A 14,403-nucleotide genomic window follows, 5' to 3' on the forward strand; every position below is an offset into this window, starting at 1 on the left:
GACAAGCTGAATTGATCTGACAATCGGGCGCCGTCAAAACGGGAGACTGTCAGATAAAGTCTGAACTTCTACAAATTAAATCAAAACGACCCAATGAAACCACAAAACAAATCATTCCTTTTCTCGTGACCTCTTTTCCACCAGACGTTCTGCAATTTCGATATCAATACCTAAAGCCTGTCTTGCCTGTCTTGCCTTGATCTTTCTTCCACGAAGATAACTTTTATACTCACCCACTAGCAAAGTCCACACTATGCCTACTCCAGAGAGAAGCAACAAAATGAGCATCATATTTCCATATACAGCACTGGCATGCTCATTCCAAAAATAGCCATAACCTCTCAAACCAGCAAAAAAAGCCCCAAGCTCAACAAATATCAAAAAGCAGTAGAGCACAGAAAAATGCACACCCGGTGCTCGCCCCATTAACTTAAAAGCCAGCCCTCCCCCTATCAAAGCAAGGAGCCCTATACATGATCGCATCAGAACGCTTTCAAATTTAGAGCACACCCAACCATTTCGTATGGCTGAGTAACTTTCACAATAAAGCCCCTCAGGCATATTAAGCGCCCAAGCACGAGGTATCGAAATCAATTGCTCCTGAAAAACCAAAAAAGCCAACAACCACAAAGCACACAACAAAATTATAAAAATATTTCTTTTCATAGATTAGCCAGGCAAACTTATTAACCACATGGACAAAAAATGACCTTCGCACTCGCTACCAAACCACAAAAGCCCAAGCATTAAGTACTAGCTCACGAATACATCTACGGAGAGCTTTAGTGACAACCAACCAGTTTGCATGACACATCAATCATCACATCCAAGCTGATACCGCATTTATAAAAATAGCATTAATCCATAATCAAACACAGCACACATAGCCTTACAACAACCATCAAGCTACTCTACAGCACTCCCTGACCTGCCATCAAAGCTTCGCTCCATTGGCAGATGAACTCGCCACGAGGTATAGGAGTGTAGTTCGACTAGCCGCCAACTAACGTCGAGGGCTTCAAGTTCTCTGCCTCCAACACCCACCCCTTTTTATTTCCGCACACCACCGCCGTATACGCATCGGCTTTGCCGAATGAGGTATTGCCCACTCGGCAAGATGTTCCCACTTGAATCATGAAGGCCGGCCTGTCTCTTGCATCGTTTACGGCAGCGTAAGCGAGGGTGTCACGGCTTGCGATGGCTGCCACCAGCGGATCAGAGCAGCCAGTCAGAGCGGCGATGACTGTCATAAAAAGAGGTCGTTTGATCATCAGGCTTATTTCAGCTCCCGTAGCGCTTCCGGGTGCTGCACCGCCACCCGCAGCAAGGTCTGCGCCGCGCCGGTGGGCATGCGCCGGCCTTGTTCCCACTCCTGCAGCGTGCGCTTGCTAACATACGGTAACTCCATAAACTCCGCTTGGGCTATTTATCTTGCGACTCTATCTGCGCGCTAGGCATAGAGAAGACTGCTTTTCGGCCATTGCGTTGCAGCCATCCACTCCTTAGTCCTACGCATCCGCTCAGGGCCACATTCCTGCCATTTTCCTTAGACGCAGCCAAGGAGCAGCTTTCTAGCAAGGTAAACTCCTACTTATAACAAGCTAGCCTCTGCAAGCCAGCCTCTCTTCCGTTTTAGCGAACTAATTGACAGGTTGGCTCAAGACCACGCCACTGATTAGGTTGCAAACCATCGCAATTCAAAGGACACACACATATGATATAGGCATGCAACGGAAACTAGTATAGCCTATACACCAGACCTAAGAGCCTCGATGGTACTTTTCTATGCATTTGCAGCCACAGTTCTGCTGATGGGTGCCACCGTCACTAAAACACAGCATTTAATTGGAACTCGCAATGAAAATCATTGAGACCCTTGAACTCTCGAATTTTGCTTCACAACCTATCGAAGGAAAATGTCGAAAGAATGTGGCAGGAAATATTGTTTGGTCGGATATATCTGGGCCGCTTAGTGGGACTCTAGGTAACGATAAAATTTGGATAAAGGCCGTTCCTCAGGATCACACATACAGAATTGCAAATGAGGCACTTGCGGTTCTACTGGGTCACGCCTTCGGCGCGCCGGTTTTAAATAGAGCAGCCATAGTAAAAATACAGAGCAACAGCAATCTCTATCGTTTTATTGAGGAAAGAAGATTAGAGCCTTTCATTTGGGTTTCTCCGGACGCAGGCAACACTCTAGACGGAAACCTTTTAAAATACAAAATTAGCACTCTCGCAATGAAAGATTGCGGCATTATTCTCACTTTACTAAATTCACTTCTTAATAATTGCGACAGAATCAATATTCTGACCAAAGGCTCAACATCAGAAACCGTCATTGACTTTGACAAATCATTTATTCATCAGAATTGGATTACTAATCTTGAAATTAAAAAATCAGAAGACTCTAACTGGATAGCCCCATTAGCACTAGGAGGGCAGAGTGCACTTAATTTATTTAATGAGAACTCACCAAAATATTCAAAACCAATAATAGATCACATCGACTCTATTAAAGATGATTTTTTACAATGCACTTCGTTTCTTAAAATACACCCCCATCGTGCAGAGAAATTAATCGAGCACTTAAAGGACCGAGCCATTAATCTTCATTTAAATTGTTCTAATGCCATCAAATCCCACCCCTATTTTCAAGAGTAAAGTCACTTACAAGCGGATGAATTGCTCTGTTACAGTGCTCGTTTTATTTAGAATACCAGGCACTACCTTGATTGGACTCGAAAGCCTGCTTTAGCTGCGAAGCAGACTCCATCACCCGAGCCATCATCCAAACTGCAGCCTCCCCACCCCCTCAAAAAACCCCAGCGCCCGCGCATCGCCGGCATAAGCAACATTGATCCGCAGCCAGTCATTGTCCTCGCCGCCGGGCATGAAGCCGCTGCCCGGCGACAGCAGGATGCCTCGCTTGGCGGCTTCCGCCTGCATTTCCTCAAAGCTATGGCGGCCGGTGCGCGCCCAGACGAACATGCCGCCCTGCGGCTCCGCGAACACTTGCCAGCCGTTGGCCTCCAGCGTTTGCAGCGTGGCGGCCATTTGCCGGTTCAGCCGCAGCCGCAGCCTTTGCGTCAGCTTGCGGTAAGCGCCGCTGGACAAGAGCTGGGCCACCACGCATTCGGCAAAGCGCTGGGTGCCGATGCCGGTGTACATCTTGATATTGGCCAGCTGGCGGATCAGCTCCGGCTGGGCCAGCACATAGCCGACGCGCAGCGAGCAGCTGAGGGTTTTGGAGAAGCTGGACACGTAGATCACCCGCCGCAGCGAATCCAGCGCCGCCAGGCGCACGCCGGGGTGGCTCTGGAAATCCGCGTAGATGTCGTCTTCCACAATCAGAAAGTCATGGGCCTCGGCCAGTTGCAGCAGGCGATGCGCCACCGCTGGCGCCAAACAGGTGCCGGTAGGGTTGTGGAACAGGCTGTTGATGAACAGGCATTTGGGCCGCTGCCGGGCGAGGATGGCTTCCAGCGCCGCCAGGTCCGGCCCGTTGCCGGCACGCGGCACCGCCAGCATGTCTATGCCGTGGAATTTCAGCAGATTGAACAGATTGTAGTAGCCAGGGCTTTCCACCAGCACGGTGTCGCCGGGCTTGAGCAATGCGCGCGCCAGCAGGTCCAGCGCGTGGCTGCCGCCGTTGGTGGTGAGGATTTGCTCTTGCTCCACATGGATATCGATCTGGCGCAGCCGCTGTTGCAGTTGCCGGCGCAAGGCCGGCAGGCCCAGCGGGGTGCTGTAGTCGAACAGGTCCGCCGGCTGACAGCGGGTGATGTGGCGGATGGCGTAGCCCAGTTCCTCCTGGTCCCGCCAGCTGTCCGGCACCCAGCCGCAGCCCAGTTTCAGTTGCTCGCCGCTGTCGCTGAACTGGCCCCAGGCCGGTTCCATGGTTTCCCGCCATTCGCTTTCCTCGCGGCCCGGCGGCGCGGCCACGAAGAAGCCGGCGCCGTGGCGCGATTCCAGCAGGCCCAGCGCCACCAGCCGGTCGTAGGCGTCGATCACGCAGGACTGGCTGAGCTGCTGCTCCTTGGCCAGTTGACGGATGGAGGGCAGCCGGGTACCGGGGCGGACGCGGCTGCGCCGTATCCAGGCGCGCAGTTGATCTGCGATTTGCTGCGCCAGCGGCTGCCGGCTGGCGCGGTCGAGTTCTAGCCGCATGGCGGGCTCACTGTTTGCTGATAACGAGCAAACAGTTAAGCGCAAATGGCCGCCGCTGTCACTTGTTGCCGTCATGGAGCGGCCGGATAGTGGCGTGTCGCGCCCTTTTCATCGCCAGGCCATAGCTTATGACTGTTCCACTGTTCGCCCATACTGTTTGTCCCGCCGTGTCTCTTTTATTCCCGGAGGCGGCATGAACACACGCCACCCTGCCCGACTGGCCTTCGGCCTGTGCCTGATCACGTGCGCGGTGAATCTGCAAGCGCCGTTGTACACCGCTTACGCGCAGTTGGCCGGCCAGGGCGCGGCGGCTACCGCCACCGCGTTTTCCGCCTATGTACTGGGGGTGTTGCCGGTGCTGCTGGCGCTGGGCGGCCTGCCGGACCGGCTGGGGCGCAAGCCCTTGATCCTGGCGGCGCTGACTCTGGCGATGCTGGCCACCGCCGTCATGGCCTTGTGGCCGCGGCTGGAGGCCTTGGCCGTGGCGCGCTTTCTGCTGGGCGCCGGCACCGCGCTGGCTTCCGCCGCCGGCGCCGCTTATATGGGGGAATTGATGGCGGAGCAGGATACGCGCCGCGCCACGCTGTGGGTGACGGCCAGCACCTCGCTGGGCTTTGGCCTGGGCGCGGCGCTGACCAGTGTGTGCTTGCTGTGGCAGAGCACGCTGACGCCGGCCAGCTTTTGGCTGCATCTGGCGCTGGCCGGCGCGGCGCTGCTGGCGGTGGCCGGGCTGCCGGACCCGGCGCCGCGCGCTCGTCACGCCTCCATGCTGCGCCCGCCCTATTTCCCCGCCGGCAGCCTGCCCTTCGGCTTGGCCATTCTGCTGGCCTGGGCGGCGGTGGGGCTGGTGATCGCGGTATTGCCGTCGGTGCTGGCCGCGCATGGGCTGGCGCGTTGGTCCGGGTTTTCCACTTTCACCGTGATCAGCTGCGGCCTGCTGTTCCAGCCGCTGGCCCGCGCGATGCCGCCAGGCCGCGCGGTGCGCTTGGGCTTGCTGGTGCTGCCGCTCAGCTATGCGCTGCTGGCCTGGGGCGCGACTCAGGGTTCGCTGGCGGCGGTGTTGTTGGGCGCGCTGGGCGCGAGCAGTTCTTGCTACGGCTTCACTTATCTGGGCGGTTTGTCCGCGGTGAACGCGCTGGCCGGCGCGGAGAAGCCGCGCGCCAGTGCTGGCTTCTTTCTATTGGCTTATATCGGCTTCAGCCTGCCGGTGATTTTCACCGGTCTGCTGGTGGACCGCCTGGGCGCGCCCACCGCCCTGCTGCTGTTCGGCCTGGCGCTGGCCGCCGGCGCGGCCATGGTGGCGCCGGCGATTGGACGGGGAACGGCGATGACGGGCTTGCCCGCCATCGCCGCCGCCAGCCGGCGCGATTAGCCGACTAGCCCAGCCAGACTACTCAATTCACCGGATAGGCGGTCAGCAAAATCCAGTTGCCTTTCACCACTTCAAAATCCAGCTGCACGCTGGAGAACTGCGAGCGGGTCTGCGCATTACATCTGCCCGCTGCGTCCGCCCCGGTGCAGCTGTAGCCGCCGATCTTGTCTTTCTTCAGCACGCTGTAGACGGTGACGCTCTGGCGAGCGTGGTTGCCGGAGCACTGAACCGCGACGCCAGTGTATTTCTTGGGGTCCACGTAGTTGTTCCAGAAGCCAGTGTATTCCTCCACGCTGGTGAACAGGGTCTTGCCCACCTGGCTGGTGCCGGCCGGCGGCGTCGCGCCGTAGATATGCTGGTTGAGGTGACCGCCCGCCGCGTTGTTGCTAGCGGATACGCCGCTGCTCTTGACGCTGGGGATGGCGCGGCACTCAACGGCGTGGGCCAGGCTGGCGGCCATCAGCAGAGCAAGCGCGGCGGACAGGCGGACGAGGGGTTTGCAGATGCTTTGACGCATGGAGTTTCTCCTGTTGGTAGATGAGGCGCTTGAAGTCAGGGCCGCCAGACACGCGGCTCAGGCAGCATGGCTGATGTGCATTCGGCGCATAAAAATGCTTTATGCATTTTTATAGACCACAAAAAAACAATGTCAAATCATGAGATGAAATGACGTGACATCAGCATCAATATCAAGCCTTGCAGCCTAAGAATCTGTTCAAGGTCTGCCGCGCTTCGTAAAGCCTTGCATGGCGAGTACAAGCTCAAAATGCTCATGTACCACCGGTACACTCCTCTTTTTCGCTCGTCTTCACCTTGTCTTGCTCTTGCTCGCGAGACTTGAAACAGGCTCTTACCCCCAAGCCATGCATCTCAAAAACCAGCCCACCGAAATCATTCCAACCAGCTTCCTTCCATAAAAACCCAAGTCCAGATCAAATCCAGCAAAACAGATAAACGCCACTCTTTGAAATCCAGTTCCAAACAAAACTGAAACAGTTCACATCGTCAATTAATAACGCCTTATTTAAAATCATCCTGTCTTAACCAAGACAGCAGTCTCCAAGCAACAATTTAGATAAGAGAAAATAATGCAAGACGATTTGATCACCCCACCCATATTGATTTTAGACTCAGTGGATTTCGGAGCTGCCGCCCCTGCCTCTTCATATGGCTACACCATTCCGGCATGCTTCGCCGACTATGTCCGTGACTATCAGGACAATCAAGGCGTTTGCCCAGAGTGCGGCAAAGTACGGTGCGTGATATTCAGCAACGCCGCCAAGCATCTCAATCAAGGTCGAGATGAAAGAAAATTATTGGCCTTGAGCGGACCCAACTTCCCCAGAATTGCAAAAGACAATTACGATAGCTTTGATCAATTCTCCAAGCTTATTTTGAAAAACTACGAAATAAATGGCAATCAAATCACCCGCGGTTTGATCTCAAAAGTCTACCGGGATGATCTAGCCATCAATAGACAGCTCATAGACCCAACCCCCAACCGTACCTCGCGACAACCGCCTCCTCAAGACATCAATGTCACCAACAAACTTGAGCACGACTTAAGAATGTGCCTACACGCGCTAAATGCGGACAACTCTTCAAAGGGCCTGAAGAGCAACCCCGACATCGCAACGCACTGCAAGAACAAACGCTATGACCTTGCCGCACTGGCGTTTTCAAAACAGATGGACCTCTCCGAGCGGGATCTGAAAATATTTAACACCTTTTACGCCGCACAATCTCGAATCGGTCAAGTATCGCCGGATGCGCAAGAACTCAAGGCCTCATTGCAGTACATTGCCACCGCCGGCGACATTACTTCCAGAGAGTTTGGAAAGCACTTCAACGGCTTATCAAAAATCCTGCGTAGCAATATTAAAAATGCAAACGCAATTCCATTTGATCAAGCGATGAAAACGCTGGGCAAAATGCAAAACCACCCGCAGATGAAAATTGCGCCTCATGAAATCGACGCCATCAAGAAGGCGGCACGTTCCATTGACTACAAGGACATTGGCGATAGAATGCAAAAAATGTCCAAAGGTTTTGGCTACGCCGGCAAGGCATTGCAAATAGATTCCATTCATGACAAAATTCTAAGCGGCATTGATACCGGTGATTGGAAGCCGTTGCTATTGGAATTTGAAAGCATGGCCGCTAGCGCCGCCGCCGCGTACGCACTCTCATTTGCTTACTCTCTGGCGGCAGGAGCTTTTGCCCTTTCAGGCGCCGGCACCATCGCCCTTATAGCCGCTTACGTGGCTGCCGCCACTTACTTCACTCCTGAGAGGATGGACAGCATCAATAATGTTGTTTTCAAGTGAGAACGCTCAGGATTAGATTTAAAAAACACCAGAGCCAAATTTAACCCACGCGTGCCTTAGACAAAACGAAATTCAGCTCTGGCTTGCACATTGGCTTTTACCAAAAGGAGGGCATGCCCTCCTTTTTTCAGCACCCACCCGTATCATCAATCACACCGCACTCAAGCAAACACAATGACGATTAAGCAAAACTCCATTCACTCCTGTAGAGGAACCTTCTTTTAACCTTACGGTTCAACCCTCAGGAAAATCATGCAAGACTTGGAAAGCAAAACCCCAAACATTCCCATGCTTCACCCTTTAATTATTTTCAGCTTAGCCCCCATAGTGCTTATAGGCATCATTTCCCAACACATGGGCGATGCTTTCTTGGCTCCGGCTCGAGCTTGGCTGTTTGATATCGGCTTAGTCAGCCAGGGCGGCATGCAATCCAGAACGCTCGCCAATACCGCCGCGGTCATTTTTTCTTATATCCGGCTTAGCACTCCATTCTATTTTCTTGGTTTTATTTATACATTCAAAAAAGACTTCCACTTTTATATAAAAAACCTAAACACCCCCAATTGGAAACGATTTTCGCTTTCTCTGGCGCTCATCAGCGGAATGCTCGCTTTTATGGTATATATCACCTATTTTGACGGTTCCAATCTTGAGTCCGGCAGGCATATCATTCGAGCAGCAGCCACCAACCCGATACTTTATTCAATCTTGGCGTCATGTCATGTAATGATGTTCTATTTCATTGCGCATTTGACTTTCATCAGCCTCATTGTTCAGCCGATTTACTTGATAAAAACCCGCTAATTTCCCAACGGCGGGGGTCATCCTGAAACCTCCGCCAACACCATTCACCCGGCATGCCCTCGCCACCCGCTCGCCCTCTTCGACCGCTCCCATTCTTCCACCAGCAAAAAATTTAAGTGCTTGATTAAGCATGGTTTGATCTAGCCCAATCCGGCAACTATGTTTCAGCAAGAGGCCGCCGCCCTGGCAGGCGCGCCGCTGCACAAGACACAATCCGTTCGGGGGAGCGCTCCATGCTGCACCAGTTGACCGTCAAGCAAAAACTCTTGGCCGGCTTTGGCCTGCTGATTCTGTTGATCGCCATCATCGTGGCGGTGGCGATGATGAAGTTGAACACCATAGACGCCAAGATCCGCGATGTGACCGAGGACCGCTATCCCAAGATTGTGTTGGCCAACAAGATCAGCGTCACCACGCTGGATATCGGCCGCTTCATCCGCAACGCCATCATCGTGCAGACGCCGGAGGAGACCGAGACCAATATCAAGAAGGTGGAGGATCTGCGCGCCGCCAACGCCGTCAATATGGACCAGATGGAAAAGCTGCTGTCCACGCCCAAGGGGAAGGAGCTGTTCGACAAGCTCAAGACGGCCAGCTCCAATCTGGGCGCTCAGTTTGAACCCTTGTACGCCTTGGCGCGCGCCAACAAGAACGAGGAAGCCAAAACCTTTCTGATGAAGACTTTCGCACCGGCCAATAATAATTTCATCAAGTCGCTGAAGGAGATGTCGGATTTCCAGGAAGACTTGATGCAAAAATCGATTGCGGACAGCAAGACCGCTCAGAGCGAAGCGGTGACGGTGTTGATCACCGTGGCGGTGATCGCCCTGCTTGTGGCGGTGGCGGTGGCGATGTTCATCGCCAATCTGGTGACGGTGCCGCTGAAGAAATCCGCACAGTTGGTGCGCAATATCAAGCAGGGCGATTTGTCCGGCCATGATGAGCCGATTCCGGAGGCGCGCGACGAGGCCATCGCCATGGCCAAGGATATTCAGGAAATGCGCCAGGGCCTGCGCGAGGTGGTGGCCAATATCCAGAAAAACGCCAACGAGGTGTCGGACTCCGCCCATGAGCTGGCCAGCATGTCCGAGCAGGTGGCCCATGGCGCGCAGCGCCAGTCCGAGGCCACTTCCGAGGCTGCCGCCACCATCGAAGAGCTGACGGTGAGCATCAACCATGTGGCGGACAATTCCAACGAGGCTTCACGCCAGGCGGCAATGGCCGGCGACTTGGCCAGCCGCGGCGGCCATGCGGTGAAGGCTTCGGTGGGCAATATCGAATCGGTGTCCACCTCGGTGGCGGCCACTTCGGATCAAATGAAGGGCCTGACCCAGGAAGTGCAGAAGATAGGCAATATCGTCACGGTGATCCGCGACGTGGCGGACCAGACCAATCTGCTGGCCTTGAACGCGGCGATCGAGGCCGCGCGCGCCGGCGAAATGGGCCGCGGCTTCGCGGTGGTGGCGGACGAGGTGCGCAAGTTGGCGGAACGCACCACCAGTTCCGCCCAGGAGATCACCCAGATGATAGGTTCGATCCAGGGCAGCGCCAACCGGGTGGTGGGCAGCATGGAGCAGAGCCTGAGCAGCGTGGGCACGGTGTCCGACGGCGCCGGCCAGGCCACGGATTCCATGCAGGAGATCGAAGGCAGCACCCACTCCATCGTGCAGTCCATCGGCAATATCACCAGCGCGCTGAGCGAGCAGCGCACCGCCAGCCTGAACCTGGCGCAGAGCATGGAGCGGGTGTCGCAGATGGCGGAGGAAAACAGCGCCACGGTGGAAGAGCTGGCCACCACCTCCAGCCAGCTCAACGCGCTGGCGCAGAATCTGCAGGGCGTAACCGCGCGCTTCCGCTTGTAACCGCCTCCGCAAGGATGCCGGCCGCCGTCAGGCGGCTTTTTCGCGTCGGCTACTCGCGCCGGCGGCTTTGGTGCAGAATGCCGGTTTCCCTCTCTCACCGCCGGCCATGACCTATCCGCGCGCGCTGTCGCTGCTGTCCATCCTGTTGCTGCTGCCGCAGACCTGCCTGGCCGATATGGCCGGGCTGGGCTTGTTCCTCATCAATCTGCTGCTGATAGGCGCGGCGGTGTGGCTGCTGCTGAGCGGCCTGCTGTTTTACGCGCTGCGCCGGCACAAACCCCGCGCCCGCTTCGGGCTGAGCTTATTGTTCTTGCTGGCGCCTTTGCTGTGGCTGGGCTTGCAGCTGGCGGCCGGCTTCTTCATCGAGCGGCTGAACCCCGTCGGCGGAGAAACCGCCGATAGTCCGGTGACGCTGGCCGGGGTGTCCTTCCCGGCGGGCAGCCATATCGTTTACGAGCAAGACAATGGAAGCCGCCAGCCGGTCAAGGCGGAAAGCAGCGCGCCGCTGGCGCTGGGGCCGCTGAGCATCGTCAGCCTGAAGCAGGAACCTGGCTCACGAATGCTGGAAGCCGGCTTGAGCGGCGCTCAGGAGATAGAAGGCTGGCCCTGCGCTTCCGCCGAGGTGATGCCGACCACGCTGGAGCCGACCCCGCAGGGGCCACGGCTGCAAGGCTGCTGGCTGGGCAGGCCGCGCGAACTAGGCGCGGTGCGCTGGCCGCCCGGCAGTGTGCTGAGCCGGGATGGCCAGGGCAATTGGTCCTTGTTCTGGCAGGCGGATCAGGCGGGCGAGGCCTTCGGCCTGCCAGTGGACAATATGACTGCCAGCTACAGCCAGCGGCTGAGCCTGCTCGGCTGGGAGGGCTCGGTGTATGGCATTGAGTTCACGCTGGGCGATTACCGCTTTTCCGGGCTGCAAAGCTCCGTCAAAGCCAAATGGCAAAGCGATGGCAGCCTGCGGCTGAGCGGCGACATCCATCGCCGCGGCCAGCCGGTGTCTTGCGTGATCTGGCGGCCGGAGCGCGGCCAGGCGCGCGCCTGCTGACGCACCCTGCCCGGCCACATTCCGCTCAAGCGGAGCAAAAAGTCTCCTGCAAATGCCGCCAGCGCAGCGTGCCGGCCGCGTCGCGCTCAAACACCACGGTGGCCAGCCGCAGATTGCTCGGTTGGCCACCCAGGTATTGCGCTTCACGATACGCCACCGTCGCGCCGCCAGCATGCTGGTCCAGCAGCGTCAGTTGATCCACCACAATCTCCAAACCCGGCTTGCCGCCGCCGGCCTTGGCGAACAGCCGCCGCACGGCGTCCAGGTCCAGCTGCGCGCCGCTGGGCACCACCATGGTGAAGCGCGGCGAGAAGCGCGCCATCAGCTCTTTCAGCACGGCGGCGTCCGCCGGGCCGGAAAACCATTGCTGGATGGCGATATGCGCGGATATCACTTCGTCGAAATAAGGCTTGTTGTCAGTCATGAGTTTCTCTCTGAGTGGCTGGGCCGCAGCAGGGCCAGCACCGTTGGGGTGTGGATGCGCAGCACCGATAAGGCCGGCACCAGGGTCAGGCCGGCGGCGATGAAGAAACAGGCTTGATAGGCCTCGGCGGCCGCGGACACGCCGCCGCCCAGGATGTTGAGCAGCATGCTAAGCGCGGCCACACCCAGGCCAAAACTGAATTGGCGGTTGATATTCCACAACGCGCTGGCCTGCCGCAGCTCGGTCTCGGCCACGTCCAGGAAGGCCGCGCTTTGCGCGGTGCTGCTGCACAGGCTGCCGCCAAAGCCCATCAAGCCGTAAACGGCCATCAGCGCATCATAGCGGCTAACGCCCAAGGCCAGCAGCAGGATGCCGGCGCTCTGCGCCGCCATGCCCAGCAAGAACAGGGCTTTGGGGCCGTGGCGATTGAAGCCGCGCCGAGTCAGGCCTATGGCCAGCGCGGAAGCCAGCGCCCAGGGCAGCATCAAGGCGCCGGTCCGCGCCGCGCCGAGGCGGAGCACATCCTGCAGATACAGCATCGCCGCCAGGCTGACGCCCATGAACACGCCGGGCACAAACAGATAAACCAGCATGGCGGCGCGCAGCAAGCGCCCGCGCAGCAGCGCCAGTTGCAGCACCGGCTCGGCCTTGCCGGCGGCGCCGCGCGCATAGGCCGCCAGGGCTAGCGCCGCCACCGCCAGCGCGGCCAGGCCGCGCGGCCAATGCCCGCGCTCGCCCAGCCAGCCCAGGGCCAGCAGCAGCGCGCTCATGCCAAGCGCCACCAGGATCAGGCCGGAGCCGTCCAGCGCGCCAGGCCGCGCCGCCGTGTCCTCGCGCGGCAGCCAGGCCGCCGCCAGCAGCAAGGTCAGCAGCGCCAGCGGCAGGCTGGCCAGCAACACCCAGCGCCAGGACAGCGCATCCACCAGCACGCCGCCCAATGCCGGCGACAACGCCGGCACGATCAAGGCCACGCCCATGATCCAGGCGGTGAGCCGCGCGCGCTGCGCCGGCGGGTAGTGCCGGTAGACCATGGCCTGGCCGATGGGGATCAGCAGGCCGCCGCCCAGGCCCTGCAAGGCGCGCCAGGCGATCAGCGTTTCAATGGATGGAGCCGTGCCCGCCAGCGCGGCGCCGGCGAGAAACAGCGCCAGCGATCCCAGCAGCACCCGCCGCTCGCCGTAAGCGCCGGCCAGCCAGACGCTGAGCGGAATCACCAGGGTCAGCCCCAGCATATAGGCGTTGCCCACCCAGGCCAGTTGCGTCAGCGAGGCGCCCAGGTCGTGGCCGATGTCGGGATAGGCGACGCTGACGATGAACATATTGATCAGGTCCAGCGCAAAGCCCAACAGGTACACCAGGGGCAGTTTCAAACGGAGCGGCATCGGCGCTCTCCACGGTAAAGCGGCCGAGTATAGTCAGCGCCTGACGATGGAAAAACCACGCAGCCACGACTAAACTGTCAAACCATTTTTGACAATGACGGGCAATGCCATGGTCAGTCTGGATCGCTTTGAAACCTTCAAGGCCGTGGTGGATGCCGGCTCCTTCACCGCCGCCGCCGCCGCGCTGGGCCAAACCCGCGCCGTGGTCAGCTTCAATATCAAGCGCCTGGAGCAGGAAATCGGCGTCGCGCTGTTGATCCGCAATACCCGCAGCCTGGCGCTGACCGACGCCGGCGCGCGTTTCTACCAGCGCTGCGCCGACATGCTGGAACAGGCGCGGCTGGCGATAGACGACGCCCGCGCCGAACATGGGGAATTAAGCGGCGCGCTACGCGTGACCGCCACGCTGGAATACGGCCTGGCCAGGATTGCGCCGGCAATCGAGATCTTCGCCCAACGCCACCCGGCGCTGCGGCTGCAGTTGTCCACCTCCTCGCTGCACGCCGATCTGATCGCAGAGCGCTTCGACGTCGCCATTCGCCTGGGCCGCCTGCCGGAAACCGATCTGCACGCGGTGCCGCTGGCCCAGTTCGATATTTTCCCGGTGGCGGCGCCGGCCCTGCTGGCGCAGCGGCCGGACGGAGACGTCCGCGACCTGGCCGCGCTGAGCCGGCTGCCCTGGCTGGGACATAGCCGGCTCAAGCACGCCCAGCCCTGGCTGGTGGACACGCCGGACGGCGGCCAAGAAGCCTGGCGCCAGCATGGCCAGCCGCGACTGAGCTCGGACAGCGCATCCATCCTGCGCGCCTACGCGCTGGCCGGTCTCGGCGTCGCCCTGCTGCCGGATTGGCTGGTCAAGGCCGATCTGCGGTCCGGCCGGCTTTGCCGATTGCTGCCTGATCACGGCTTCCCGCAGCAGGGCATCCACGCGCTTTACCCGCGCACCCGCCATGTGCCGGCCAAGGTGCGCGCCTTCATCGATTTTTTGCGCGAGCGCGAGACGGAGAACTAGGCCGCCCT

At 58.3% G+C, this 14,403-nt stretch carries 13 protein-coding genes; 7 read left to right on the top strand and 6 right to left on the bottom strand.

Annotation, left to right across the window (positions count from 1 at the left end; genetic code table 11):
- Positions 1-111 precede the first annotated feature (111 nt).
- Together ACE3QM_RS09050 and ACE3QM_RS09055 are read right to left on the bottom strand one after the other, a co-directional pair.
- On the bottom strand, positions 112-666 hold the full coding sequence (locus ACE3QM_RS09050) for a hypothetical protein (protein ID WP_374421459.1): 555 nt from the start codon (positions 664-666) through the stop codon (positions 112-114).
- Positions 667-1,276: 610 nt separating this feature from the next.
- Positions 1,277-1,408, bottom strand: coding sequence for a helix-turn-helix domain-containing protein (locus ACE3QM_RS09055; protein WP_374421460.1), 132 nt, complete (start codon positions 1,406-1,408; stop codon positions 1,277-1,279).
- Positions 1,409-1,857: 449 nt separating this feature from the next.
- Between ACE3QM_RS09055 and ACE3QM_RS09060 the strand changes: the two genes are divergently transcribed.
- Positions 1,858-2,664, top strand: coding sequence for a hypothetical protein (locus ACE3QM_RS09060; RefSeq protein WP_374421461.1), 807 nt, complete (start codon positions 1,858-1,860; stop codon positions 2,662-2,664).
- A gap of 123 nt (positions 2,665-2,787) precedes the next feature.
- On the opposite strand, the gene ACE3QM_RS09065 is transcribed toward ACE3QM_RS09060, so the two are convergent.
- The gene (locus ACE3QM_RS09065; RefSeq protein ID WP_374421463.1) at positions 2,788-4,170 is read right to left on the bottom strand and encodes a PLP-dependent aminotransferase family protein; all 1,383 of its coding nucleotides are present in this window, start codon (positions 4,168-4,170) and stop codon (positions 2,788-2,790) included.
- Between the two features lie 193 nt (positions 4,171-4,363).
- Between ACE3QM_RS09065 and ACE3QM_RS09070 the strand changes: the two genes are divergently transcribed.
- A complete protein-coding gene (locus ACE3QM_RS09070) occupies positions 4,364-5,542 on the top strand; it encodes an MFS transporter (protein WP_374421465.1) in 1,179 nt (392 codons plus the stop codon).
- 22 nt (positions 5,543-5,564) lie between these two features.
- Here ACE3QM_RS09070 and ACE3QM_RS09075 read toward each other — a convergent pair whose 3' ends face one another.
- Positions 5,565-6,059 (bottom strand): hypothetical protein, encoded by a 495-nt coding sequence (locus tag ACE3QM_RS09075; protein WP_231464851.1) that lies wholly within the window; start codon positions 6,057-6,059, stop codon positions 5,565-5,567.
- A gap of 571 nt (positions 6,060-6,630) precedes the next feature.
- On the opposite strand from ACE3QM_RS09075, the gene ACE3QM_RS09080 reads away from it, so the two are divergent.
- The 4 genes from ACE3QM_RS09080 to ACE3QM_RS09095 all read left to right on the top strand — a co-directional run bounded on the left by ACE3QM_RS09080 (position 6,631) and on the right by ACE3QM_RS09095 (position 11,577).
- Complete coding sequence (locus ACE3QM_RS09080; protein ID WP_374421466.1) at positions 6,631-7,869, top strand: colicin-like pore-forming protein; 1,239 nt, start codon at positions 6,631-6,633, stop codon at positions 7,867-7,869.
- A 252-nt stretch (positions 7,870-8,121) separates the two neighbouring features.
- On the top strand, positions 8,122-8,673 hold the full coding sequence (locus ACE3QM_RS09085; protein ID WP_374421467.1) for a hypothetical protein: 552 nt from the start codon (positions 8,122-8,124) through the stop codon (positions 8,671-8,673).
- Between the two features lie 233 nt (positions 8,674-8,906).
- A complete protein-coding gene (locus ACE3QM_RS09090) occupies positions 8,907-10,535 on the top strand; it encodes a methyl-accepting chemotaxis protein (protein WP_374421468.1) in 1,629 nt (542 codons plus the stop codon).
- A 106-nt stretch (positions 10,536-10,641) separates the two neighbouring features.
- Positions 10,642-11,577 (top strand): hypothetical protein, encoded by a 936-nt coding sequence (locus tag ACE3QM_RS09095; protein ID WP_374421469.1) that lies wholly within the window; start codon positions 10,642-10,644, stop codon positions 11,575-11,577.
- 25 nt (positions 11,578-11,602) lie between these two features.
- Here ACE3QM_RS09095 and ACE3QM_RS09100 read toward each other — a convergent pair whose 3' ends face one another.
- Together ACE3QM_RS09100 and ACE3QM_RS09105 are read right to left on the bottom strand one after the other, a co-directional pair.
- A complete protein-coding gene (locus tag ACE3QM_RS09100; protein ID WP_374421470.1) occupies positions 11,603-12,001 on the bottom strand; it encodes a DUF4440 domain-containing protein in 399 nt (132 codons plus the stop codon).
- Positions 11,998-13,383, bottom strand: a complete 1,386-nt coding sequence (locus tag ACE3QM_RS09105; protein WP_374421471.1) for an MFS transporter — start codon at positions 13,381-13,383, stop codon at positions 11,998-12,000. Before ACE3QM_RS09105 ends, ACE3QM_RS09100 begins: the two co-directional genes overlap by 4 nt.
- Positions 13,384-13,492: 109 nt before the next feature.
- Here ACE3QM_RS09105 and ACE3QM_RS09110 point away from each other — a divergent pair, with 109 nt between their 5' ends.
- A complete protein-coding gene (locus ACE3QM_RS09110) occupies positions 13,493-14,395 on the top strand; it encodes a LysR substrate-binding domain-containing protein (RefSeq protein WP_374421472.1) in 903 nt (300 codons plus the stop codon).
- Positions 14,396-14,403 lie beyond the last annotated feature (8 nt).

It is taken from the genome of Chromobacterium sp., assembly GCF_041912965.1.
In the GTDB taxonomy this organism is placed as follows: domain Bacteria; phylum Pseudomonadota; class Gammaproteobacteria; order Burkholderiales; family Chromobacteriaceae; genus Chromobacterium; species Chromobacterium aquaticum.